The 24,438-nt window shown below is 39.7% G+C and carries 20 protein-coding genes; 10 read left to right on the forward strand and 10 right to left on the reverse strand.

Features of this window, described 5'->3' with window-relative positions; genetic code table 11:
• Positions 1-91: 91 nt before the first annotated feature.
• The 3 genes from FZF08_RS10485 to FZF08_RS10495 all read left to right on the forward strand — a co-directional run bounded on the left by FZF08_RS10485 (position 92) and on the right by FZF08_RS10495 (position 6,527).
• Positions 92-3,730, forward strand: a complete 3,639-nt coding sequence (locus FZF08_RS10485; RefSeq protein ID WP_159468594.1) for a SusC/RagA family TonB-linked outer membrane protein — start codon at positions 92-94, stop codon at positions 3,728-3,730.
• A gap of 13 nt (positions 3,731-3,743) precedes the next feature.
• Entirely contained in the window at positions 3,744-5,432 is a 1,689-nt protein-coding gene (locus FZF08_RS10490) for a SusD/RagB family nutrient-binding outer membrane lipoprotein (RefSeq protein ID WP_159468595.1), read from the forward strand.
• Between the two features lie 192 nt (positions 5,433-5,624).
• Positions 5,625-6,527 (forward strand): AraC family transcriptional regulator, encoded by a 903-nt coding sequence (locus tag FZF08_RS10495; RefSeq protein WP_159468596.1) that lies wholly within the window; start codon positions 5,625-5,627, stop codon positions 6,525-6,527.
• A gap of 124 nt (positions 6,528-6,651) precedes the next feature.
• Here the strand turns inward: FZF08_RS10495 and FZF08_RS10500 are convergent, their stop codons facing one another.
• Positions 6,652-7,086: a DoxX family protein gene (locus tag FZF08_RS10500; protein ID WP_159468597.1), complete on the reverse strand. Its 435-nt coding sequence runs from the start codon at positions 7,084-7,086 to the stop codon at positions 6,652-6,654.
• Positions 7,087-7,205: 119 nt separating this feature from the next.
• Positions 7,206-8,519, reverse strand: a complete 1,314-nt coding sequence (locus FZF08_RS10505) for an MFS transporter (protein ID WP_159468598.1) — start codon at positions 8,517-8,519, stop codon at positions 7,206-7,208.
• Between the two features lie 168 nt (positions 8,520-8,687).
• Here FZF08_RS10505 and FZF08_RS10510 point away from each other — a divergent pair, with 168 nt between their 5' ends.
• A complete protein-coding gene (locus FZF08_RS10510; RefSeq protein WP_159468599.1) occupies positions 8,688-8,888 on the forward strand; it encodes a hypothetical protein in 201 nt (66 codons plus the stop codon).
• 52 nt (positions 8,889-8,940) lie between these two features.
• Entirely contained in the window at positions 8,941-9,294 is a 354-nt protein-coding gene (locus FZF08_RS10515) for a hypothetical protein (RefSeq protein WP_159468600.1), read from the forward strand.
• Between the two features lie 78 nt (positions 9,295-9,372).
• Here FZF08_RS10515 and FZF08_RS10520 read toward each other — a convergent pair whose 3' ends face one another.
• The 4 genes from FZF08_RS10520 to prfB form a co-directional block, all read right to left on the reverse strand.
• Positions 9,373-10,173, reverse strand: a complete 801-nt coding sequence (locus FZF08_RS10520; protein WP_159468601.1) for an alpha/beta fold hydrolase — start codon at positions 10,171-10,173, stop codon at positions 9,373-9,375.
• Positions 10,166-10,429 (reverse strand): type II toxin-antitoxin system RelE/ParE family toxin, encoded by a 264-nt coding sequence (locus FZF08_RS10525; protein ID WP_159468602.1) that lies wholly within the window; start codon positions 10,427-10,429, stop codon positions 10,166-10,168. The genes FZF08_RS10520 and FZF08_RS10525 overlap by 8 nt, the downstream gene beginning before the upstream one ends.
• On the reverse strand, positions 10,422-10,613 hold the full coding sequence (locus tag FZF08_RS10530; RefSeq protein WP_159468603.1) for a hypothetical protein: 192 nt from the start codon (positions 10,611-10,613) through the stop codon (positions 10,422-10,424). The genes FZF08_RS10525 and FZF08_RS10530 overlap by 8 nt, the downstream gene beginning before the upstream one ends.
• An 86-nt stretch (positions 10,614-10,699) precedes the next feature.
• Positions 10,700-11,774 (reverse strand): peptide chain release factor 2 gene (gene prfB / locus FZF08_RS10535; RefSeq protein ID WP_159468604.1). Its coding sequence is split into 2 segments (ribosomal slippage): positions 10,700-11,713 and positions 11,715-11,774, totalling 1,074 coding nucleotides; the frame shifts between segments, so codons are not numbered across the junction.
• 216 nt (positions 11,775-11,990) lie between these two features.
• Between prfB and lpdA the strand changes: the two genes are divergently transcribed.
• Together lpdA and FZF08_RS10545 are read left to right on the forward strand one after the other, a co-directional pair.
• The gene (gene lpdA, locus FZF08_RS10540) at positions 11,991-13,388 is read left to right on the forward strand and encodes a dihydrolipoyl dehydrogenase (RefSeq protein ID WP_159468605.1); all 1,398 of its coding nucleotides are present in this window, start codon (positions 11,991-11,993) and stop codon (positions 13,386-13,388) included.
• 410 nt (positions 13,389-13,798) lie between these two features.
• Positions 13,799-15,391, forward strand: a complete 1,593-nt coding sequence (locus FZF08_RS10545) for a response regulator (protein WP_159468606.1) — start codon at positions 13,799-13,801, stop codon at positions 15,389-15,391.
• 89 nt (positions 15,392-15,480) lie between these two features.
• On the opposite strand, the gene FZF08_RS10550 is transcribed toward FZF08_RS10545, so the two are convergent.
• Entirely contained in the window at positions 15,481-16,476 is a 996-nt protein-coding gene (locus tag FZF08_RS10550) for a polysaccharide deacetylase family protein (protein ID WP_159468607.1), read from the reverse strand.
• Between the two features lie 68 nt (positions 16,477-16,544).
• Between FZF08_RS10550 and FZF08_RS10555 the strand changes: the two genes are divergently transcribed.
• The gene (locus FZF08_RS10555; protein ID WP_159468608.1) at positions 16,545-18,110 is read left to right on the forward strand and encodes a hypothetical protein; all 1,566 of its coding nucleotides are present in this window, start codon (positions 16,545-16,547) and stop codon (positions 18,108-18,110) included.
• 260 nt (positions 18,111-18,370) lie between these two features.
• Positions 18,371-19,360: a hypothetical protein gene (locus FZF08_RS10560; RefSeq protein ID WP_159468609.1), complete on the forward strand. Its 990-nt coding sequence runs from the start codon at positions 18,371-18,373 to the stop codon at positions 19,358-19,360.
• A gap of 124 nt (positions 19,361-19,484) precedes the next feature.
• On the opposite strand, the gene FZF08_RS10565 is transcribed toward FZF08_RS10560, so the two are convergent.
• From FZF08_RS10565 to FZF08_RS10575, 3 genes are all read right to left on the reverse strand, one after another.
• Entirely contained in the window at positions 19,485-20,468 is a 984-nt protein-coding gene (locus FZF08_RS10565; protein WP_159468610.1) for a bifunctional heptose 7-phosphate kinase/heptose 1-phosphate adenyltransferase, read from the reverse strand.
• A gap of 109 nt (positions 20,469-20,577) precedes the next feature.
• Positions 20,578-21,006, reverse strand: coding sequence for an N-acetyltransferase (locus FZF08_RS10570; protein WP_159468611.1), 429 nt, complete (start codon positions 21,004-21,006; stop codon positions 20,578-20,580).
• The gene (locus tag FZF08_RS10575) at positions 21,003-22,250 is read right to left on the reverse strand and encodes a bifunctional 3,4-dihydroxy-2-butanone-4-phosphate synthase/GTP cyclohydrolase II (RefSeq protein WP_159468612.1); all 1,248 of its coding nucleotides are present in this window, start codon (positions 22,248-22,250) and stop codon (positions 21,003-21,005) included. Before FZF08_RS10575 ends, FZF08_RS10570 begins: the two co-directional genes overlap by 4 nt.
• Positions 22,251-22,434: 184 nt before the next feature.
• On the opposite strand from FZF08_RS10575, the gene FZF08_RS10580 reads away from it, so the two are divergent.
• A complete protein-coding gene (locus FZF08_RS10580; protein WP_159468613.1) occupies positions 22,435-24,372 on the forward strand; it encodes a gliding motility-associated C-terminal domain-containing protein in 1,938 nt (645 codons plus the stop codon).
• The last annotated feature ends 66 nt before the right edge of the window (positions 24,373-24,438 follow it).

Genomic DNA, 24,438 nt, shown 5'->3' on the forward strand with positions numbered 1-24,438 from the left:
TTTCCTTTTATGCTCTTTAAAATGACATCCATTCCAAAGTGGATGAAAGGATTGTTATTGCTTTTCTCAAATCAGGAACAAATCGAAGCTAATGAAAAAAGATCTACGTTTTCCCAAAATCTTATATCATCTCACGCAAATTATGCTTTTACAGGCTTGCATTGCGGTGATTTTTGCCAGTGTTTCCTTCGCCCGTATAATAGATTCGCAAGATCTGCTTAACCGGAAAGTTAGCTTAAAAGTAGAAAACCAGAATGTGATTGGTATTTTAAACAGTCTGGAAAAACAGGCGGATGTCAAATTCACCTATCGTCCGAAACTGGTTTCCGGTGCAAAAAAATATTCTCTGGAAATAACAAATGAGCGGCTAGCCGACGTCCTGGATAATCTGTTAATTCCCTTGAAAATCAAGTACAGGATTATTGGAAAGCAAATTGTGCTTGCCCCAATTCCCCTTTCTTCTAATATTATAGAAAGCCAGTTTTTGGCAAGTCCTGATGCCAGGAAATCGTTGATGAAAATTAACGGGAAAGTCATTGCTGCAAAAGACGGTACTGTTATGCCCGGGGTAAATGTACTTTTGAAAGGCTCGCAAGTTGGGACAACAACCGATGTTTCCGGCGCTTATTCTATTGATGTTACGGGCGATAATCCGATTTTGATTTTTTCCTACATCGGTTTCATTCCTCAGGAAGTTCCTGTGTTAAAACAAAGTGTTATTGATATTTCACTGGTTGAAAGTGTTGAAACCTTGAAGGAAGCTGTGGTTACCGCTTTGGGTATTAAAAGAGAAAAGCGCTCCCTGGGTTATTCCGTCGGAAGTATAGAGGGAACCGCATTAACACAAACTCCGCAGAATAATGTGTTGAACGCAATGGCTGGAAAAGTAGCTGGTGTGCAAATTTCACAAATGGGTGGCGGTGTTGGTTCGTCTGTGAGTATGATTATTCGCGGAGCAAGTTCTTTGAATGGTGACAATCAGCCGCTTTTTGTAATTGACGGTGTGCCGGTAGCTAACAAACTGGGAAACGGATTCGGCGGTGCTGATATGGGAAACGCGATTTCGGATATCAACCCGAATGATATTGCAAATGTTTCTATTTTAAAAGGAGCAAGTGCAGCTGCATTGTATGGATCAAGAGCGGGAAATGGTGTGGTTTTGATCACAACCAAATCCGGCGCAGCCGGGAAAAAAGGGATCGGCGTTTCTTTAAATACGGCGGTAACTTTTGAAATTCCACTTCAATATATTCAAGTTCAGAATAAATTCGGTTCAGGAAAAACAGGAGCTCATGTTTTGGAAGAACAGGAAAATGAAAGCTGGGGCGCGGCATTGGATAAAGGTGAACTTTGGGCACAATGGAATACATATGGTGTAAAAACGCCGTTGATTTCACATCGTGACCGTTTCAAGGATTTTTTTCAAACAGGTGTGACCAACACCAACAACGTTTCGGTAAATGGAAATTATGACAAAGGAAATTTCAGATTGTCGGTTGGTAACATGACCAATAAAGGAATTATCCCAACGATGAATCTTTCCCGTTTGACTGTTGCGCTTAACACGGCTTATAATATTACGGATAAATTAAAGGCGACTTTCAACCTGAACATCACAGAGTCCGGCTCTGATAACAGGCCTTTGATTGACGCTTCGCGTAATGATCCTGTTCGAAGTATCTATGAAACAGGAGCGCAAGTGGATATTAATGATTTGAGAGATTACTGGTTGCCAGGCCAGGAAGGCATAGCACAACGGAAATACAAGGATAAGCAGAATAACCCTTTTTATCTCGTGCATGAAAACCCGACCGGTTTCAAACGCGACAGAACGGTGAGCAAAATTCAGCTGGATTATAATCTAAGTAAGGAATTTTCTGTCACTGCACGTTATGCAAGAGACGCATATAATGAATTGTTTGAAGCAAAAAAAGCTTTCAACAACTTTGAATATGTGAATGGCGCTTACAATATTAAAAATACCTTCACGAAGGAAACCAATCTGGATCTGATCGTTGCGTACAAGAAAAATCTGGGACCAAATTGGAGTTTGAACGCTATGGCCGGAGGTAACCGTCTGGAACAATACGGTCGTTCTTTGGAAAACAACGCGGGTTCATTGGTAGTACCTGGTTTGTACAATATTGCAAATGGTGCTCCGGGAACTGTAACGTATTCAAGCGGGCTGACAAAAAAATTGCTTTATGGAGCTTATGGATCTGCTTCGTTAGGATTTAAGGAAATGGTTTACCTGGATTTGACCGCTCGTAACGACTGGACAAGTACGCTTCCAAAAGGAAACAATTCTTACTTCTATCCTTCTGCTTCTTTAAGTGTTCTGATCTCGGAAATGGTAAATTTGCCAAGCTGGATGAGTTTTGCAAAAGTAAGAGCGGGTTATGCGCAGGTTGGTAATGACGTTGCGCCTTACAATCTTATCCAGACGTATGCAACTGCTGCGGATTGGGGAACTGCCAAGAGAATGTATATGGCAGGAACTTTGAAAAATGCAAACCTGAAACCGGAAATTGCGACTTCAATGGAAGTAGGTCTTGATGTGAAATTCTTGAAAAACCGTCTGGGTCTGGAAGCAACTTATTATGATAGAAAAAACAAAAACCAGATTCTTGGGATTTCTGTACCGGACGAATCCGGGGCAACGAGCAAGCTGATTAATGCAGGTTTGGTTCAAAGTAAAGGATTTGAGCTGGGCATTATGACGACGCCTGTTAAAACCGAAAATGTTACTTTTGATTTGAATGTTACGTTGAGCCGGAACAGAGCTTATATCAGAGAACTGGCTGACGGGATCACGTATTTTGCAACCAATGAAAGTGGTGGCGCTATGGTGCGGACTTACACGGGCGGACAAATTGGTGATATTTATGAGCAGCCGATACTTAAAGTTACAGATCAGAGTTCATCCTACTACAACTATCCGATTGTAACGGCTGGTGGTCTTTACCAAAATAATACGGACATAACGAAGATCAGGAAAATCGGGAATTTTAATAACAAGTTCCTGATGGGTTTTCAACCGACTGTGACGTATAAAAATTTCACATTGTTTGCCAACATCGACTGGCGTCAGGGCGGATCTTTTTACTCTAACACCATGATGTTCCTTGGCAACAACGGTCAGAGAGAAACAACATTGACCGGAGTTCCATACGACGCCTCACAAAGTTTGTCTGATCAGATTAAGGCTAATCCTGACAAATATCTGGGTAACTGGGTAGGAGGTAGAAACGCCGAATATCATGGTATGGCCTGGCCGGAAGGAAGTACAGAATCGAAAGTCAGAGTTCAGGATGCAAGTTTGGAACCAGGTGTATTTGCTACAAAAAATGCAGCCGGAGAAACGGTTTATACTGAAAACCTGGGTGGCCCTGGAAGTAAATGGCTGGATCCTTTCAGTGCCTATCGTTATGCTAACCGTCCGTTCCCGAACCGGAATATGTACAGTGCAACGTATGTAAAGCTTCGTGAAGTTTCTATCAGTTATCGTTTGCCAAGAGCCTTTGTCAATAAGTTTAGAGTACAAAATGCTTCGGTTGCTATTGTTGGTAACAATTTATATATGTGGACAAAAGCTGGAATTAAAGGATTTGATCCTGAAAAAGCTTTTCAACAAAACAGTACGTCGGGTAGCTGGACACAGGGTATAGAATATTACAATATCATGCCTTTCACCGGTTCATTAGGATTTAAACTGAATGTTGATTTTTAAACTGAAATACAAAATGAAAGCTATAAAATCGATATACATTGCCCTTTTTACAACGTTATGTCTTGTCACGACTTCATGCCAGGATCTGACTGAAACGAATGTTAATCCTAATGCTGCGGAAAATGTTTCGTCAAATTATATTTTGACTTACGTTCTTACCAACACAGGGAAAATTGTTTATACGCTGGGAAAGGATGGATCCAAGATCGGTGCGACCATGCAATATATGCAGGCGGGTACTAACGAAGGCGCAGCGATTATAAATCAATATGCATGGGTTCAGGAAGGCTGGATCAGCGCCTCCGGTGCAGGCGTTTTTGATGTACTCCGGAATAATAAAATTATTTATGACAATGGTGTTCGGGATAATAATCGTTTTTTTCAGGCAATTTCGCTTACAATGAAATCCCTGGTTTTCGGGCTTATGGCGGATTTGTATGGGGATATTCCTTATGCTGATGCATTGCAGGCTAGTTCAGGAGATTATTTTCCAAAATATGATGCCCAGGCAGATGTTTACAAAGGAATTCTTACGGACTTAAAAACGGCCAGTGATCTGCTAAGCAGTCTGGAAGCAAAAGATGCCATTAGTGCAACGTCTGATGTACTGTATAAAGGTGACGGGGCAAAATGGAAAAAACTTGCCAATTCTTTACGCCTGCGTTATTGCCTGAGACTTGCCGATAAAAAAGCAGAAATGAGTGCGCTTGGTATCAATCTGGAAACAGAATTTACACAGGCCAGTGCAGCTGCTTTTGCAAGCACAGCCGACAATGCGGTAATGAGTTTTATTGGAACAACGGGCGACAATTCTAATCCGGGTGGTCTTTTAAATTCAGCAAATCCAAATTATTTGTTGAAACCGGGAAAACCATTTGTGGATAAGCTGATTACGCTTAAAGATCCGAGACTTGAACGCTGGATTGCACCGGTTTTAAGAAAATGGGATTCCAAAGTCACAGCCGTAACGACGAAAACGGTTGTCAATCAGTTTGGAGAAAGTTACTCTGTCGCGTATGTGCCTTCTACGGCGGCAAGCGCTGATACATCTTTGTATGTTGGTCTTCCTATTGGTATGTCAATTACCTCGGCGATTGCATATAATAAAGGAAATGACGCAGCAACTTATCCTAATGAACGTAATCCGTACATTTCCTACATTCATGACCGCTATCGGAAAAATACAGATCCTTATGCTACCATGGATTTGATGACGTATGATGAGGTAGAATTTATTATTTCCGAAGCGGCCTTGCTGGGTGGGTTTGGAGTAAGTGATCCTGAAACGCATTACAAAAATGCTATCCGCGCTTCCATGACCAAGGCGGGTGTATTTACTTCGACGACGTTTAATTTTGATAATTATTATGCTCAGCCTACGGTTTCTTATACAGGAGCCACCAATAAGCAGGAACGTATTATAGAGCAAAAATGGATTTCTTCATGGTTTGGTATTCAATCCTGGTTTGACTGGAGGCGTACAGGATTTCCGGCTTTAAAAACAGGAGCAGTAGCGCAGTTTGGTCCTGCTTTGCCTATCCGTTATATGTATCCGGTTGCAAATGCTGATCCTAAATATCAGGTTAATTATAAAGCAGCAATTGATAAGCTGGTCCCAACAAATTATGTCCCTACCGGACAAAGTAAAGACCATCATTATTCAAGAGTCTGGCTGATCCAGGGTTTGTCAAAACCATATTAAATCCGCCATCAGCAGTCGGCTATTGGCATTCGGTTTGATGCTCGAAATTAAATCGGGACTGATTGCCGACAGCTGATAGCCGGTTGCTAAATTTTCTTTTAAGATTTCAGGGAATAGAAATGATGTGATTGGTACTTATTAGGTTGAAAACAGTAGGACATAGCAGATATCGTCCTGATTCAATTTACTACCATGAAACCTCATTTTCATAAGGTTCCGATAAAATCCCAAAACTCGTTCAGCATAAGGCATGAGCAGGAATCCAGCTTTGGTACCGTCTGGCATTATCATCCTGAACTAGAATTGCATTTTCTGATCAAAGGGCATGGAGTGCGTTTTATTGGCGATGATATCAGCAATTTCTCGGATGGGGAATTAATTCTTTTGGGAGAAAACCTGCCGCATACCTGGCGGGTTGAAGGCGGAGGTGGAAGTTCGGCTGTTGAGGTCATCATTATCCATTTTTTGCCTGATTGTCTTGGTGCTGATCTGCTGAATCTTCCCGAAGCTTATCTTATTCCAAAACTTTTTGAAAAGGCAAAAAAAGGGCTTGTTGTTAATGGAAAAGCGAAAGAAGAAGTTATTGCATTAATGCGTTCAGCCGTGACGATGCAAAATCTGGACCGGCTAATTGCCCTGTTAACAATTCTGAAAATACTGGCCGAGACCAATGAAACTGAAACAATTACTTCTGCCCACGCATTTTATAAATCCAACGATTCGGAAACACTTCGCTTGAATAAAGTGTATGCCTATACTTTATCAAACTATAAAAATCCTATTACTTTGCAGGAAGTTGCTGCGATCGCGAATCTTGGCGTGACGTCTTTTTGCCGTTATTTCAAACTGATGACGAAGAAAACGTACAATGATTTTCTTGTCGAGATTCGTATCAGTCATGCGTGTCGTTTTTTAATTGAAGACAGGCAGACGATTGAAGTAATTTGTTTTGAATGTGGATTTAATAACATTTCAAATTTTTACCGACATTTCAAAAACGTAACAGATATGACGCCTTTGGAATACAAAAGGAAGTATTTGTTCAAAGCAAAAAAGGAAGTGGGGAGAGTTACGGAAAGTGTGAATAGATTTTGATAAAAGAAAACAGCCTAAGAAAAACAGAAATTTAACCGACTGTTTTCTCTTAGGCTGTCTTTAAGCAACAATATTGTTGTTTCAATGGTCTGACCGCCGAAAGCCGACCGCCGAAGTCACAATGTTAATTATCGTGATTTTTCATCCATTCGTCCATCGAGAATTTTCCTGATCCGATGACCGTAAAAGTTATAACGAGAATAAGCGTGATAGCTGACAGCCACAATTCAGAATTGAAATAGGAAAAACCTGTTCTCAGGTTTACCATGAATACGGCAGCGATCAAAATCGGGATTTGAAAGATAGATGCTGTTCGGGTAAGGCATCCGAGTGCAATTAAAAATCCACCGAAAATATGCGCAAAAGCCACATAGTGAACGGCCATCACAGAATACAGATGAAAATCCATATTACTGATCAGGTGTGAGAGCCGGGCGGTGTCGCTGATAAAACTGATACCCTTTACAAACAAAAGTACGCCCAGGCCAATACGAACTACATCCATCCAAGCCGGGTGATGAGTATCACCCCAGCGTTCAATCCGGTTTATTGTTTCCATAACTGTCAGAATGTTTTGATTTTCAGAAAGTTATAAAATTACAAACACGAAGTCAATAGATAAATTATCTTTTTAATTTGAAAAGTGCAGTTTTGTAACTTGAACTATACGTCGGATTATTAATGTTCGATAAGCGAAGTATGTTTGGTATCCTTCATGGTAATATAAACCGTCAGAGAAATCAATATACACACCGTTACGTACCAGTAATAATAACTTTCGTGGCCCGCATTTTTAAACCAAAGTGCCAGATATTCAGCCGTTCCGCCAAAAATAGCGACGGTTATTGAATAAGGTAATCCAACACCGAGCGCACGAACTTCAACCGGAAATAATTCCGCTTTTACTACCGCGTTAATGGATGTATAACCACTGACAATAATCAGCGCTCCCATCAATAAACCGAATGCGCCCCACTGTGTTGAGGTATGGCTCAAAGTAGTCAGCAAAGGAACCGTGCATAATGTTCCTAAAACTCCAAATCCGATCAATAACGGTCTTCTACCGACTTTATCGCTTAAAGCTCCAAAAACTGGTTGTAACAATGCGAAAATAAGGAGCGAGCAAAATGTTAAAGTCGTTGACTGGCCTTTGGTTAATCCAACTGTATTGACCAAGAATTTCTGCATGTAAGTGGTGTAGGTATAAAATGCCAAAGTTCCGCCGAGTGTTAATCCCACAACCACTGAAAGTGCTTTTGGATGCTTTAACAGCTCTTTTATCGATCCTTCTTTTTTGACGGTAGAAGTACTTTTATTTCTGAAAGCTTCTGTTTCATGCAAGTTGCTCCGCAAATAAAGTGCGATTAACGATAGTATGGCACCGATGACAAAAGGAATCCGCCATCCCCATTCGTGCATTTGTTGGTCGGTTAAAAATATTCTTTGCAGGATTAATTGTAAACCAAGTGCAATTAATTGTCCGCCGATTAAGGTAACATATTGAAAACTGGAATAAAATCCACGTCTTTCTTTGGTTGCAACTTCGCTTAAATATGTGGCCGAAGTTCCGTATTCTCCGCCGACACTCAATCCTTGTAATAATCTGGCGACTAAAAGTAAAATAGGCGCCGCAATGCCGATCGTGCTATATCCGGGCAAAAATGCTATTAATAAAGAGCCAAATGACATGAGTAAAACGGATAACGTCATCGCTTCTTTTCTGCCTTTTGTATCCGCCAGTTTTCCAAAAATATAACCACCAATCGGTCGCATCAAAAATCCAACGGCAAAAATTCCTGCGGTATTTATAAGTTGCACGGTGGGGTTGGAGCCGGGAAAAAATGTTCCGGCGAAATAGAGCGAGAAAGCTGAGTAAGCATACCAGTCGTACCATTCAACCAAATTGCCGATTGAACCGCCCATAATAGCTTTTAGTCGCCAGCTGGTATCGTCTTTATGTGGAAGTGTCTCGGAGGTATTTGTTTCTGTCATTTAAATTAAAGAATTTCAGGGAAAAACGGGAGTTCTTAAAGATAGAAGATTTTGGGGAGACGTTATACAGGGATGTTGAAAATGTTACTATCAGGAGATGTGTAAGTCCAACCCAAAGAAATTTCCTATCTTTTGAAACTGAAAGCAGAATTCAGGATAAAACTATTCATGAAAATTTTTGCCAACAAAAAGATCCGAAATGTTTCAATCGTGTTGACGGTAATTCACGCGCTCGCATTGATGTTTACACCGAGAACCTCGTGGAGCTATGATCCGAAGGAAATTGGATTTTGGCTGGCGATTTTCAGTGCGGTTTCTAGTACTGTTGTATTCAATTTATTTTTTGTTAAATTTCCGAACAAGGATTGAATTTACCGGAATTATCTATTTTTTATCAATTCAAATATCAAACCCTTCTCAAATGAAAAATTATACTAAACTGATTTTATTGTTATTTATTTTATCTTCCTGTGCTTCGGTTAAAGTAGAGAAATTATCCAAAAATTCACCCAAATCTCAAAACTGTGACCTGGAAGTATTTAATAATGAAAGTGAAGTAAAAAGAAAGTTTGAAGTAATCTGTTCGCTTGATAGCAAAACAGGCAACTCCATCTGGAATAAAAGAACAGCCGAAGCAGCCATAGAAAATGCTAAAAATAAAGCCTGCGAGTGCGGTGCTGATGCGATTATAGTAACATCTTCGGGAAGAACGAAGCTTAAATTTTATTCTTATCGGAGAGGGGTTGCGACCATGAAAGGGGTTAGGTATTTGTAGGATTTACGTTTATTTTTCCAGCGTTACAAACGCTACAAAATGAAACACCGATTGCAAATCGCAAATCGGTGTTAGTGCTCAAACTAATTTCTGAATAATTTGGGCCGCCTTCTCAACCAAATTTCCATGCCCCGCAGCAATCAAAAAGTATTGCTCTTCCGTAAGAAGCGCAGATAATTCCTTCACATCTTTTGCTTTCAATAGCTTATCATATTTCCCGATAAACAAGTAAACCTTCGTTCCTTTAAGTTTTTTATAAACCGCAGATATATCAAATTTTAACATCCGGAAAGCTAGCCAGGAGCGATAAATCGTTTCCTGTCGTTTGGGGTCGTCGATCATGAATTGTGTAAAACGGATCAGGCTTTTGTGGATAAGTCCAAGTTTTTCGAACATATAGGCTGATTTAATTAAAACATCAGGATTTTGAAGTACCCAATGGAAAAGTTTCCGTGTTGGCCAGAAGCGGGAAGCCAGCGTATAAAGTGGATGTTCGGAAACTCCGTCCGGTGCAATTAAAAAAGCATTATCAATCTGTGATGAAAATTCCTCCAAAGTGGCTAACGCAAATCTTCCTCCCATACTGAAAGCTGCGATATCAAAACGGCCAATCTGATTGTCTTTCAAAAATTCAGAAACCAATGTTTTCCATAATGTTTTGGTAATAATATCCTGATCTGAAAATGAGTCATCACCGTGGATTCCTTTGTTTTGACCGTGAAAGAATAAATCGAACGCGTAGATTGTGTAATGGTCTCCTAAAAGATCGGAGAAAGATTGAAAGCAGGCTAAACCGGTTTGGCCAATGCCGTGGAAGGCGAGAAGGATTTTTGGGCCGTGGCCGAGTTTATGATGATGAAGAATTTCATTTTCACTCATAAGCGTCTCTGCGATGCCTTACACCGGAAACTTCCACAATCTTTATAACGTCGTAAATTGAATACAGGACGCGATAATTTCCGATTCGAATTCTATATATATTGGATGCAGAGGTTAATTTTTTACAACCCGGAGGACGTGGATCGACGGATAATAATTGAATAGCAGGAATTATTCTTTGAACTTCTATTTTTTGAAGCTTACGTATTTCTTTTTGAGCAGAACTAGTAACAATTACTTCATAAATTTTAGGCATCGAATTTACCCTCCGCCGTTAATTCCTGAACAAATTTATCCAAAGACATAGAGTCTTCTTTCTTTCTTTCTTCTACAAGAAGAGCGTCCAATATATCTTCTACAATCTGTCCGTGCTCCTCTAAGGAAATAATGAGATCGGTCTTCTGACCTTTTTCATTGGTTATATATCGGATACCAGTCATAGTTTTTTTTCATAAATATAAAAAAAACCTCCGAACAAATCCACTTCTGAATAATGTCCGGAGGTTTTCTTCAAATTCAATATTGCTTAATACTCCATCAAATACGCTTTAATGAAATCATTAATCTCTCCATTTAAAACAGCATCTGTATTAGAAGTCTGATGGTCTGTGCGATGGTCTTTCACACGACGGTCATCCAATACATAACTCCGGATCTGGGAACCCCATTCGATTTTACGTTTGGAAGCTTCCACCTCTGCACGGGCTGCATTACGTTTTTCCAGTTCTGCCTGATAAAGACGGGATTTTAATAAACGAATTGCAACTTCTTTGTTCATCAGCTGAGAACGTTCCTGTTGGCAAGCAATCACAATGCCCGAAGGTTTATGATGCAGACGAACTGCCGTTTCCACCTTATTCACATTTTGTCCACCTGCACCACCAGAACGATACGTATCCCAGGTAATGTCAGCAAGATTGACATCGATTTCGATGGTATCATCTGCCAATGGGTAAACATAAACCGAAGTAAATGAAGTATGGCGACGGGCATTTGAATCAAACGGTGAAATCCGGACCAGGCGATGAACGCCATTTTCCGACTTCAAATTTCCATAAGCATATTCACCGGAAATCTCTAATGTTACTGATTTGATACCAGCCACATCACCATCCTGCAAATCTACCTCACGTACTTTGTAGCCATTTTTTTCTGCCCACATGATGTACATCCGCATGAGCATCGATGCCCAGTCCTGCGATTCAGTACCACCGGCACCGGAGTTAATTTCAATAACGGCCGGAAGTTCGTCGCCTTCTTCGCCCATCATTTTACGGAATTCAATTTCGTCAAGCTTCGCTTCCAGCTTTTTGCCTTCTTCGTCTACCTCTTCTTCGGTAGCTTCGCTTGCGTCATAAAATTCCCAGATCGTATCCAGGTCGTCGCGTAATCTTGAAAGATCTTCAAATCCTGTGGTCCAGAATTTAAGTCCGCGAATTTCCTTCATTGTTTTCTCAGCCCGTTCCGAGTCGCCCCAGAATTCCGGTTGAGAAGTTTGTTGTTCAAGGTCGTCTAGCTGTTTTTTTCGGTTAGCGTAGTCAAAGATACCTCCCCAAAGCCTCTACACGGGCCTTCAAGTCTTTCAATTGATCAAGTGTCATTGAATTTTTTGAATTTTTAGATGGAAAATTTATTGAGTTTTTTGGCTCCAATTATTATAGAATATTGTTACCATCAATGCAAAGGTATAACAATTCAGGATTAGTGTCAGTTTCACATAAATACGTAACTGTTTAGATGTAGTGTTTCCGGCAAATCATCGTACCTTTGCATGAAATTTTTGTCAACCCATTTCTTTCAAATAAAAATACTAGAAAATGGCTCAAACGTATGACGTGATTGTGGTAGGCAGCGGTCCTGGAGGATATCCGGCAGCTATTCGTGCTTCACAATTGGGATTGAAAGTAGCAATTGTAGAAAAAGAACTTTTAGGTGGAATTTGCCTTAACTGGGGCTGTATTCCAACCAAAGCCCTTCTTAAGAGTGCCCAGGTATTTGAATACATTAAACATGCGAAAGACTACGGAATTAACGTAGGAGAATATTCTGCTGATTTCGGAGGCGTTATCAAACGTAGCCGTGGTGTTGCAGACAGCATGAGCAAAGGAGTTGCCTTTTTGATGAAGAAGAATAAAATCGACGTCATCATGGGAACTGGTAAAGTGAAAGGTGTAAAAACAGTTGAAGTTACTGATAAGGACGGTAAAAAAACGGATTACACAGCTGGTAAAGGTGTTGTGATCGCAACAGGAGCCCGTGCCCGTGAATTGCCGAACATCAAAATTGACGGTACGAAAGTAATTGAATACCGTAAAGCAATGAGTCTTGAAACGCAGCCAAAAAGTCTTTTGGTTGTAGGTTCTGGCGCAATCGGGATGGAATTTGCTTACGTATATGCAACGATGGGAACGAAAGTTACTGTGGTTGAATTTCTTCCAAATCTTGTTCCGGTAGAAGACGAAGACATTTCGAAAGAAATTGCCAAACAATACAAAAAACTAGGTGTTGATACGTATGTAAATTCTTCTGTTGAAAAAGTTGATACTAGCGGAAACGGTTGCAAAGTGACTGTTAAAACACCAGATGGAGAAAAAACTTTCGAAGTAGACGTAGTTCTTTCAGCGGCTGGTATTGTTTCAAACCTTGAAAATATCGGTTTGGAAGAAACAGGTATTAAAACAGATAAGGGCAAAATTTCAGTTAACGAATGGTACGAAACCAATGTTCCAGGTTTCTACGCAATCGGTGACTGTACGCCTGGCCCTGCTTTGGCACACGTTGCAACGGCGGAAGGTATCATCTGCGCAGAGAAAATTGCAGGCCACAAAACAGAAGCTTTGGATTATGGAAACATTCCGGGCTGTACGTATTGCCAGCCTGAAATTGCTTCTGTTGGTTTCACTGAGAAAAAAGCGAAAGAAGCTGGTTACGATATCAAAGTGGGTAAATTCCCATTCAAAGCGTCTGGGAAAGCTACGGCTGCCGGTGCTACGGATGGTTTCGTAAAAGTTATTTTTGATGCTAAATATGGTGAGTTCCTTGGAGCACACATGATTGGTACAAACGTAACTGAAATGATCGCTGAGGTTGTAGTTGCCCGTAAACTGGAAACAACTGCACACGAAATTATGCGTTCAATTCACCCGCACCCAACCATGTCTGAGGCTTTGAAAGGAGCTACTGAGGCTGCTTACGGTGAAGCAATTGATTTGTAGGTTTTAGCAGTTGGCTTTTGGCGATTAGCTTTTAGTTTCTGAATAATATTAAAGCCCCGGAGGATTTAGGTCTTCCGGGGTTTTTGTTTTTGAAATATGGTGGTTTTTCAATAATATGAAAATTTTCAATTAAGACCTATTTGGTAATCAGTTACAATATTTATTATAAGTAGTTTGCAGCATGCAGCGCATTTTTTTATATTTGTCAAGCACTCAATGCCGTAAACAACTTGAATAAGACATTCTACTCTGACGTCTTTAACGATATCTGGAAAAAAGAAAGCGATATTAAATCTCAATGGGCACACCGCATTGTTTGTATAGTCCATATCATTGGTTATCCCGCAAGTTGCATTCTTTATTATCTCAATAAAAATCCATCTTTTTTAACTGTCTTAGAAATTCAGCTCATGGCAAGTAGTGTCATGTCTGTCATTTTATTCAGTCATTTTAAATATAAAATTTCCAGTGAAAATTTAGCGCTTTATACGATCATTACCCTGATTGTATTTCATTCTATTATTTTGGGTACGGTTCCTCACGCAACTTATAAAAACGCCAGTCTTAATATGGTACTGGATTTGATTTTCCTAACGCTTGTACTTCGCTGGCCTGCAAAACCAGCAATGATATGTACAGCACTCGTTTTTATATTTTTTCCTTATGCATTGTATTCGTTAAATCCAGAGGCATTACCACAATTTATACGTGAAGGTGGGTTCTTTTACTTTTTAGGACATCTTATATTTCCGTTTATCATGCATGTTAAATACAAGAATGATAAACGGTCATTTTATTATCAGTACCGACTAAGTGAGCAAAATGAAATCTTAGAAAAACAGATCAGGATTACAGAAGAGGCAACAAATGCAAAAACAGATTTTTTATCGATGATGAGTCATGAGATCCGCACTCCTCTGAATGGAATTGTTGGTATAGTTCATTTGCTTGAAAAGGGACATTTAGAAGCAAGTTTTCAGGAAGAGCTCATTCATACCTTACTGTTTTCTTCAAACCACTTGATGACTGTTGTAAACGATATTCTCGATTTCAATAAAATCAATTCCAATCATGTTAAACTCGATTCAAGCTCTTTTGATGCTGCTTTATTTTTTAGAAATTTAGAGAAAACATTCATTCAGAAAGCCAAGGAAAAAAAGCTTGATTTAAATTTTGAGATTGAAGATGGCTTGCCTTCTCAGCTTATTGGTGATCAGGGGCGGCTTAATCAGATTATAACCAATTTTATACATAATGCCATAAAGTTTACTGATAAGGGTAGTGTAAAACTGCTTGTGAAAGAAACCAGCCGTAACGAAGATGAAATAAGTTTATATTTTGAAATAAGTGACACCGGTATAGGTATTCCGCAAGATCAGCAACCTGTTATTTTTGAGTTATTTACACAGGTGCATACCTCGAATAACCGTCAGTATGGAGGCACAGGACTTGGTCTTGCCATTACAAAGGAATTATTACGTCTTTTTGAAAGTGAGATCACACTTGAAAGTGAATTGGGAAGAGGCTCTGCTTTCTCATTTACTGTTAAGTTCAAATATTCCACACAACCTCAAATAGTGGAAAAGAAGGATGTTATGCCAATTTCCTCCTATGATCAGTCAAATGTGCTGGTTGTGGATGATAATTCAACAAATTTGCTGCTTGCGACGACATTTTTAAAACGGAGAGGTATAAAATTCGAATCTGCTGTAAATGGACAGGAAGCATTTGAAAAGTTTAATTCCGTACATTATGATCTGATTTTGATGGATTTAAGAATGCCTGTTATGAATGGTTTCGAGTGCGCGCGATTAATCAGAGAACAAGGCTCCAAGGTGCCAATCATTGCACTTACTGCTTCTGCTTTTGAAAATGAAAAGGAAAAAGCGTTGGCAAATGGCTTTTCAGGCTATTTGATCAAGCCATTTCTTCCTGATGATTTATTTGGAATTATACTCCCTTATTTAGATAATCAGCAACTGGAAAAAAATAGTTCACAATAAACCTGGCCAGGAACGATTCGTCTGACTATCAGCCATCAGATTAGTTGGTATATGGCAAGCAAATCAGATCGTATCAAGGTGTGATTCGCTTACTTAAGTTTCTTACGCCTCTCCATTGCTTCTCGCCACGTTGTCAGAATAATCCCTTCTTTTTCAATATATTTTTTTAATTCCGGATCAATCATTGCCAAAAAATCGCCTTCGCGGGTTGGAAATGAATCTGAAATTTTCGGAAATATTTCTGAATGAATGGTGCAATGCATGATCACCATTGTTAATCCCGGTTTGATATTTTTAATGGCATTGATGTATTTTTCTGTTTTATATTTTTGAAGTGCTTTTTCCGATTTGTCGCCATTTTCGGGGCCTTTCCAGCCATAACTGGAATTTTCCAAATCATCCAAAACCGGCAAACCGGCATCCCAAAGTTGCTTGCCCACAACTTGTGTCATCGCTAGCTGATCTGCAATCATTTTTTCCTGTTGCTGAACAACCGTGTTATGGCCGCCCGGAAACATCACCGGAATTTTTTCTTCCATACCTACTTTTAGATACCGTTTCAGAAATTCGGGCGTGGCGAAAAGCGTTCCCATATGCGAGTCCAGGTGTGTTGGTGTGAAACCCATGGTTCTGGCGCGGTCGAGTTGCGCACGAATTTCCATTTCTACTTCATCAGCAGTTGCGTTTTTTACAACCTCGGCAACTCCTCGCCACATCGCACCTTCCGAATCCACAAGGCCTTTTACCTGATTTTTTCCGGCCAGCGGTCCCCACCGGTACTCTTTCCATTCCGAGGTCATCGTTAAATGTAAACCTGCATCGATCTGCGGATTTTCTTTTAGATAATGTACAAAACCCGGGACCCAGCCACAAGGCATCATCACACTCAATGAATTAGCGACGCCTTCCTTCATTGCTTTTATCGCTCCCTGATTTGATTCATACGACATACCCACATCGTCGACATGGATAATTAATACTTTTTTACCTTTCGGATAACCAAGTTTTTCCGCGAAAGTAGGCTCAATAGTTTGTGCCTGCACGAATGAAGTAACCAGCAGTAGAAATAGTAATAACGACTTCATGATTAGATTTTTTTATTGATTATGTTTGTCTTTGATGTAACTATACGCCACTCCTAAGTATACACGCAATGAAGCATTTTGTACTAGTTTTTATACTCGTTTTCTTTTCTGGTTTTTATGTAAAAGCGCAGGAATCCAAGGCGAGGGAAATCGTTAAGCTCGCTGTAAAAAAACATACTCTTGATAAAAAGCTTGAATTTTATGAGCTAAAAGCTGATTATGACAAACAAGGAAAAGTACCTGCATCGCTTACACAGCCTGACCCCCTGTTAGAATTGATAGATTCTATGATGGAATCACTTCCTGATTCAGAAAAGGTTGAATTGATTGAAGCCAAGAAGCATATGCTTGACGATTTTGAGGATTTCTGGGCTGGACAAAAAGAAGATCATTTTGTAGATCTTACCTCTGGTGCAACTGCGTTAATTTTCAGGAGACCTTCTCCGCTTAGAGGTGGTATGGATTCAAGTAAAGTAGTGTACTACATTGATAACCGACATTTGCTAATTGAGTCAATAACCAATAATCCTGTTGCATTGCTTCAATTGATTTCAACCGATAGTACAGAACTGCATTATTCCGGACCTTCAACAATCGATAACAAAGATTTTTTCATTGTGCAGGCAAAAGTACAAGGTAAATGGGTTGATTTTTATATAGATCAAAAAACGTATTTACTGCAAAGATTGACTATTTCTCAAGTAGATAATCATCCACTCATTGGCAAAGGCCCTGTTCATTATAAAGACATTACTTTATACAAAGATTACCAAAATAAAGCAGGATTTTTAGTACCCCAAAATATTGAAGAGATTAGTAGTCGATCACCGGTTACTCGGAGAAAAAAGCTGATGTGGGTAAGTTTTAATAAGAAATTTACCACGTCAATTTTTGACTCCTGGCCAAATTACATGGAAAAAACCAAATGTAAAATTGAAAAAATTGAAGAAGGTTTATTTGTTATGGAACGAAGCGGAGATTATATCAATGCACGCTCATTGCTTCGGGTAAACCATCAGGGTGATGTTGAAATGTTTGGAGATCTTACAAATAATGATGTCTTTAATAAAAAGGAATTAGAGGCTGTTAAGTTAGAATTTGGAAAACATCGGGTTAAGAATGTATTTAATGTAAATGCCCTTTCAGGACTACTTTCTTTGTCTTGTTTTTTTACAGAACTTACGCATGTTATTGCGCCAAAAAGTGTTGGTATTTTCTCCGAAGAAAAGCTTTCTTATAATCCCAAAGAAGATTCAATGCGAATTGCGGTACGCTCTGAGGGGTTATTGACAACTTTTGATAAAGAATTTCAAAATGAGGGAGTAGCTGCTTTAATTCTTAATCCTATCAGAGATTATGAAAATGACAATATTTGGGTAGCTTATTATTTGCCAAATGAAAAAGTAGTATACCTCGACGCTAATCCATACAGCGCAGATAAAAATAGTATAAACGTCCGTCCGTCAGAAAAACTGCTCTATGATATTATAAAAAGCAGAGCATTGAAAGTTGAAAAAATTATCTTCACCGGAGCTTATATGAATAACGCGCCACTTTTCATGAAGTTCGAAGATTTTGATGATCGGATAAAGAAAATGGATCTTTCGGCTTTTGAGAAGTGGAAAAAGAGATGAGAAATAACCAAAAAAGCAGTGACTTTGGCAATGATATGTTTACTAGAAATTATGGAAGAGTTCAATAGGGGACTGTTATTTAATTTGGTTAACAATCTTTCATGGTTAGTATAAATAAGCCATTTTTGTGCCATCATGGGATAATGAATCGTATTGAATTTTAATACAGGTGTTGTAATCATCTCAATCCCTAACCGGTACAAATACAATACCAAAATCATTTCCTCGTTATTTGCCAAAATCACCTCGACAGATAACGCATGAAATTTTCCCGACATTTACTTTTCGGATTTCTTTTTACGACGGTTTCGTCGGTTCAGGCTCAGCATTTTGCTTTGAGCCGGTTGTTTTATCCTAACGTTACGTTGAAGGCGGATTACAATGTGCCATCAAATATGGGTGGAGGAACGGGGAAAGATTTCGGATATTCCAGAGCAGGTTTTTTTGGAATAGTACCGATCCAAAGTGAAGTGCAACTGGGTTATAGTTTACAAAAGAAATTTGATCTGAGGGCCGTTCACACGGTTTTGCTGACTCAATACACACAAATCCAACCGACAGTTGACGGAAAAAATATTCCGGATAATGGATATAAAACATTATCGGTAGGCGTAATCCGATTACAGGCCAGTATCAAAGACCGTCTCTGGGTTTATGGTGGAGGCCTTGGAATGACGGAAAGTAATGAAACATTTTTCACCCCTCAGCCCTTTTTTTGGGGAGGAGCTGCCCGGATGCATATTCTCGGGTTGCATACTCAAATTATTTACGGCTCGATTCTTACCTATAATCAGAAGCTTCGGTTTGTGCCGGTTTTTGGTGTAAATAAACGTTTTGGAAGAGACTGGCGGGTTTCGGCTTTGCTGCCCTTTATGGCCAATGTTAATTACCGGTCGACAAAGTGGTTTAATGTGGATATGTTGGCTGGATTGAATGGTTATAGCGGAGGTTTCCAGATCCAGACACCGGAGGAAAAAATGTTAAGACGGGAGAATTATCGTCAGATCAAACTGGGTGTTGCTGCCAATGTACATTTATTTACAGTAATTAATTTTTCTCTGGAAGCTGGTGTGACTACTTTTCGTCAGTTAAAAACTTTCAACAGCGCGCGCGAAACGCTGACTGCCTACACGCCTGCAACGACGCCTTACATAGGAGCAAGCGTACGGTATATTACGAGTAAATCAAAATTATCCAATCGTTTTACCCGAAAGATGGGCTTAGGTGGGGGTGGAGGAATTAACTGGTAGCTTAAAATATTATCAGAATGAATCTTCATTTTTACAAGAGACTTTGGTACAGCGTACCTCAATATTTGTAGAAAGGCGATTGCGCTCTTGAATGTTTAGGTGCAGCGCACCGAAATAAATCGTTCTAAACCAATCCGAATTTCTCTGCTTCGGTTTTCAACAATGCCTTATCAATCGGCACAACACCGACTAATTCACAAACCAAACCACCACCAAGATTCGAAATTCCGGCAATTGATCGTGGAGGAAGGCCCAGCGCAACACAACAGGCTGCTATACTGATAACGGTATCACCCGCACCTGAAACGTCAGCGATTTGACGAATATGTGCAGGAAGTTTATGCACTTCTTCTTGGAAATCAATAATGACCCCACGTTCAGAAAGTGTAATTAAAGCACCCTTTGCATTCAAAGTTTCTTTTAATTGCTGAACGGTGGCCTGTAATTCAGCAGGGTTATCCACATTAAATTCCACCTTCAGGCCTTCACGTAATTCTTTCAAATTTGGCTTGAAGAGGGTAACATTATTATAAGAAAGGAAATTGCGTTTTTTAGGATCAACAACCGTTGGAACATTATGCTCGATAGCAAAATCTGTAATTTCTTTTATTGAATCAGCTGTCAAAACCCCTTTGTCATAATCTTCAAAAATAATGACGTTGCAGGAAGGTATAAGTTCTTTTGCTTTGTTGACAAGTCTGTCTTTTTCTTCCGTTGAAACAGGTTTGTCCGTTTCAGTATCAATTCTAACCACTTGCTGTGAGCCTGCGATTATTCTTTCTTTTATCGTAGTGATCCGATCGGAGCTACGGATTAATCCTTCACAATTCAGACCTTTTTCTCTCAGACTTTTTTCAAGCAGATCGCCCGAGCTATCGGTACCGATCACGGTACAAACAATAGCTTCCGCTCCCAGTGCCTGAACATTCAAAAGTACGTTTCCTGCACCACCAAGCCTATATTCCCGGTTGCTTACATTAACTACAGGAACCGGTGCTTCGGGAGATATACGCTCTACTTTTCCCCAAACGTAAGAGTCAAGCATAACATCGCCGATGACAAGAACGCGTAAAGTATTGAATGCTTCAAAAACCTGATGGATATTCATTAAGTCTAATTTTGGCCTGGTTTCCCGTTGTTGATGAAAGAATTTAAACAGCTATCTTTTTAAAGATGGCGGCCAAAATTCGTACAAAGGTCTGAAAAAATCAAACGCATCATACATTTACAACAAAATGCATGCTTGTTATCTGGAATCGTTTGTTCAGATAAAGACGGTGTGCGTCCGTTCTGCCGGCACTAACTCCGGAGTCTAAATGAACCTGAGCGTATCCTTCTTTTTTGGCATAATCCATAATCCAGTCGACCAATTTTCCTGCATACCCTTTTCCGCGGTTTCCGGGGAGTGTGGATAAGTCGTCAATATAAATGTATTTTCCACGGAAGAGATTATAGCCCGTTTCAAATACGGCAACGGCCGCGGCCTGGTTTTCTTCTTCAATAAAAATAATTTGCCTGTTATCTGCCAGCGTCAATTGAACAGCTTCAAGATACAAATCGTCCGTTAAAGAAGGCCGCAGCGCCTGGACTGCGCTGCGGCACTTTAGGATGTCGTTTTCTGTTGCGACAACTTGAATATTCGTCATACCTGCGTTCCAGGAAAAGATAAATGACTAAGGTTATGTCCCATTTTATCACGCTTGGTCAGCAGATACTTTTCATTGTAGGGATTTGACGGAATTTCTATGGATACTGAATCCACAATCTCTAAACCGTAACCGATCAATCCGGCGCGTTTTTTTGGATTATTTGTGATCAGTTTAATTTTTGTAATATCAAGATCCCTAAGAATTTGAGCGCCCACGCCATAATCACGTTCGTCGCTGCCAAAACCTAGTTCAATATTCGCTTCAACGGTATCCCGTCCCATTTCCTGGAGCTTGTAAGCTTTCAATTTATTTAATAAACCGATCCCGCGCCCTTCCTGATTCATATAAACGATCACTCCTTTTCCTTCTTTGCTTACCAAATCCATGGCTGCATGAAGCTGAGGACCGCAATCACAACGGCAGGAACCGAAAATATCGCCCGTCATACACGACGAGTGAACGCGAACCAAAACAGGCTCATCTTTTTCCCAGGTGCCTTTTACCAGAGCAAGATGAATATCACCCGTATTAATCTGACGATAAGCGATCAGGTCAAAATGGCCCCATTCGGTAGGCATATCCACACCGATTTCTCTTTTAATCAGAGATTCTTTGCGTAGTCTGTATTCGATTAAATCTTTAACGCTGACCAGTTTCAAATTAAAGCGGTTGGCGATTTCCCGAAGCTGAGGCAAACGGGCCATGGAGCCATCTTCATTCAAAATTTCAACCAGCACACCCGCAGGCGCTAACCCGGCAAGTCTTGCAAAATCAATCGCAGCTTCTGTATGTCCGGTACGTCTTAAAACACCACCTTTTTTTGCTCTCAATGGAAAAATATGTCCCGGGCGACCAAGGTCACCAGGAACTGTACCCGGGTTAACAAGTGCCTGGATCGTTTTTGCGCGGTCGCTGGCAGAGATTCCGGTTGTGCAACCATTGCCCAGTAAGTCGACCGAAACAGTGAAGGCAGTTTCATGAAGGGCGGTATTATTCCCAACCATCATGTCCAGTTCCAATTCCACACAGCGCTCTTCTGTAATTGGTGCACAAATTAATCCACGGCCTTCTTTGGCCATAAAATTGACAATTTCCGGTGTCACCAACTCGGCGGCACAAATAAAATCACCTTCATTTTCGCGATCTTCATCATCCACGACAACTATCATTTGTCCGTTTTTGATGGCTTCAATGGCATCTTCTATCGAATCCAATACTATGGAATTACTATTATTACTCATTATTCGGGTAGACAAAAAATAGTTTTACTGGAAAACACGTTTTAGGATATAAAGGTACAGTCTTAATGTCGAAATGTCTTAATTTTGAACCTTCAAAGAGTGAACAATCCATTTCAATGAAGGGTTTCAAAGTCTGTTATTTCCAGGTTTGTACGTGTTTTTATTTACTTTTGGTACATACTTCATGAGATTAGAATTACTGTTTATATTATTTATTGGTTTTTTTATTCAATCCTTTTGCGCCAATGGGCAGGCACCGGTTGTAAAAGGTGGTAAATATTGTGATAAAGCTGATGGAGACTTTGACGTTATTCCCTTTGATGGTTGTGGAAGTCAAACTGTCACAGTTAGAAACAATGTGGTTGGCGGTCTTAACATCGGTTATATATTTGATTATGATAAAATTAGTGATCCCATTAACCCTCCAAATCCATTTTCATACACTTACAATGAACCTGGCGTTTATACTATTTTACAAGTAGGAAGTAAAAATGGTTCTGGATTTGCTCTTTGCAAACAAGTCACTATCTACGAAAGAAAAAAAGTAAATGCTTTGCTTGAAGTCTGCGGAACAATTGCACGAGTTACGATTGAGAATGATACTCTGGCTAAGTCTTACGATCATATCGAAATTAATTGGGGAGATGGAAAGGTAAATACCGAATGGAGGAAAGGTGATGGATTAGTTTTTACACATGCCTATACAGGGACCATATCTCAAATTATTATTAAAGGAATTCATAAAACTGGTGTCTCCTGTACGGGTCTCGAAAATATATTATCTCCTACATCACAAAGCATTCCACTTGATACGATCAAGATCAGAAGAGTTGAAATGACCTCTGACGGCACAATTAATATTTTGTACAAGGGATTAGAAAAAACAGAAACAGAAGTCTTTTTCGGCGATGTTAACGGTACATATAAATCTGTTGAAAAAGGTTCTTCTGGCGGAGACAATAGTGTTTTAATAGAAAGCTTAAATCCTGAAAGTCAATATAAAGTAAAGCTCGTATCTCAGGATGCTTGCGGCGGCACAATATTGAATGATGAAGTAGGTACTATGATTTTAAAAACGTCAGCGGAAAAGACAGGTAATTTACTTGAATGGAATAAATATGCTTATCCAAGTGCGTTTACGGGTTATCAGCTTTTGAGAGATAATGCCCCTATTCATGGATTTCAGAATATTGACGAGATTAAGTGGGTTGATGAAACTGCCATTTGCGGACAAACTTATGAATATCGGATCGTTGCGCTTACCAAGTTATTACGCTCCTGGTCTGCGCCCAAAAAGGTGACAATGACAAGTTCGAAGCCAGAAAAAATTACACAGGCCAGTGTCAGCGTAACAGCTCCTAATGTGATAAAAACCGATGTTGTTTTAACCGGAGACGGATTAACCGGAACTTATAATCTTATTGTAGAAAGAGCTGATCTCGGAAGTTCAGACTTTGCTCAAATATCCGGTGCGAAAAATCAGCAGATTGAATATGAAGATAAGAATGTGAATACGGGTGCGAAATCGTATTGTTACCGTTTCAGTTATGAAAATTCATGTCCGCTTCGCTCAGAATTCAGCGATCCGGTTTGTTCTATATTGTTACAACAATCGCCAAATGATATTTCATGGACAAATAATTCTCCCTTTTTGCAGGGTTTAGAATCATATAGTGTCATTCAAAATGAATCAAATATAGGTACTACGGATACGCCTGTGGGGTTAGTTAATACCTATTCATTAAACTTAAATACACAAACGAAATCCGGCTATACTTTTCAGATCGTCGGGCATTCTAAACAAGGAAATCTTTTAAGTTTTTCCAATATTGTAAATTATACCCAGGAATTTGCTCTGCTTGTTCCCGATGCTTTTACGCCAAACGAGGATAATATTAATGAAAAGTTTGTGGTAAAAGCATTGTTCGTCAATACCTTCAAAATGTCTATTTTTAATCGTTGGGGTCAAGTTATTTTTCAAACAAATGATATCAATAATAGCTGGGACGGAATGATTAACGGAGAAAAAGCTCCTGCGGGATCTTATGTTTATAAGGTAGAAATAACGGATAGTACTGATAAATCTTTTTCTAAAAGCGGTTCTTTCTTTCTTATCAGATAACTTGGTTTCGGCGATAAGTATATGTTTTCTATTGAAAATGAATATCTTAATCCGGAAACTTTTAAC

This window comes from Dyadobacter sp. 3J3 (genome assembly GCF_009801115.1).
In the GTDB taxonomy this organism is placed as follows: Bacteria; Bacteroidota; Bacteroidia; order Cytophagales; family Spirosomataceae; genus Dyadobacter.

Excerpts from the sequence above, each read along its gene's own strand:
- FZF08_RS10485 (WP_159468594.1), top strand. The coding sequence starts at position 92 with ATGAAAAAAGATCTACGTTTTCCCAAAATCTTATATCATCTCACGCAA.
- FZF08_RS10490 (WP_159468595.1), top strand. The coding sequence starts at position 3,744 with ATGAAAGCTATAAAATCGATATACATTGCCCTTTTTACAACGTTATGT.
- FZF08_RS10495 (WP_159468596.1), top strand. The coding sequence starts at position 5,625 with ATGAAACCTCATTTTCATAAGGTTCCGATAAAATCCCAAAACTCGTTC.
- FZF08_RS10500 (WP_159468597.1), bottom strand. The coding sequence starts at position 7,086 with ATGGAAACAATAAACCGGATTGAACGCTGGGGTGATACTCATCACCCG.
- FZF08_RS10505 (WP_159468598.1), bottom strand. The coding sequence starts at position 8,519 with ATGACAGAAACAAATACCTCCGAGACACTTCCACATAAAGACGATACC.
- FZF08_RS10510 (WP_159468599.1), top strand. The coding sequence starts at position 8,688 with ATGAAAATTTTTGCCAACAAAAAGATCCGAAATGTTTCAATCGTGTTG.
- FZF08_RS10515 (WP_159468600.1), top strand. The coding sequence starts at position 8,941 with ATGAAAAATTATACTAAACTGATTTTATTGTTATTTATTTTATCTTCC.
- FZF08_RS10520 (WP_159468601.1), bottom strand. The coding sequence starts at position 10,173 with ATGAGTGAAAATGAAATTCTTCATCATCATAAACTCGGCCACGGCCCA.
- FZF08_RS10525 (WP_159468602.1), bottom strand. The coding sequence starts at position 10,429 with ATGCCTAAAATTTATGAAGTAATTGTTACTAGTTCTGCTCAAAAAGAA.
- FZF08_RS10530 (WP_159468603.1), bottom strand. The coding sequence starts at position 10,613 with ATGACTGGTATCCGATATATAACCAATGAAAAAGGTCAGAAGACCGAT.
- lpdA (WP_159468605.1), top strand. The coding sequence starts at position 11,991 with ATGGCTCAAACGTATGACGTGATTGTGGTAGGCAGCGGTCCTGGAGGA.
- FZF08_RS10545 (WP_159468606.1), top strand. The coding sequence starts at position 13,799 with ATGGCAAGTAGTGTCATGTCTGTCATTTTATTCAGTCATTTTAAATAT.
- FZF08_RS10550 (WP_159468607.1), bottom strand. The coding sequence starts at position 16,476 with ATGAAGTCGTTATTACTATTTCTACTGCTGGTTACTTCATTCGTGCAG.
- FZF08_RS10555 (WP_159468608.1), top strand. The coding sequence starts at position 16,545 with ATGAAGCATTTTGTACTAGTTTTTATACTCGTTTTCTTTTCTGGTTTT.
- FZF08_RS10560 (WP_159468609.1), top strand. The coding sequence starts at position 18,371 with ATGAAATTTTCCCGACATTTACTTTTCGGATTTCTTTTTACGACGGTT.
- FZF08_RS10565 (WP_159468610.1), bottom strand. The coding sequence starts at position 20,468 with ATGAATATCCATCAGGTTTTTGAAGCATTCAATACTTTACGCGTTCTT.
- FZF08_RS10570 (WP_159468611.1), bottom strand. The coding sequence starts at position 21,006 with ATGACGAATATTCAAGTTGTCGCAACAGAAAACGACATCCTAAAGTGC.
- FZF08_RS10575 (WP_159468612.1), bottom strand. The coding sequence starts at position 22,250 with ATGAGTAATAATAGTAATTCCATAGTATTGGATTCGATAGAAGATGCC.
- FZF08_RS10580 (WP_159468613.1), top strand. The coding sequence starts at position 22,435 with ATGAGATTAGAATTACTGTTTATATTATTTATTGGTTTTTTTATTCAA.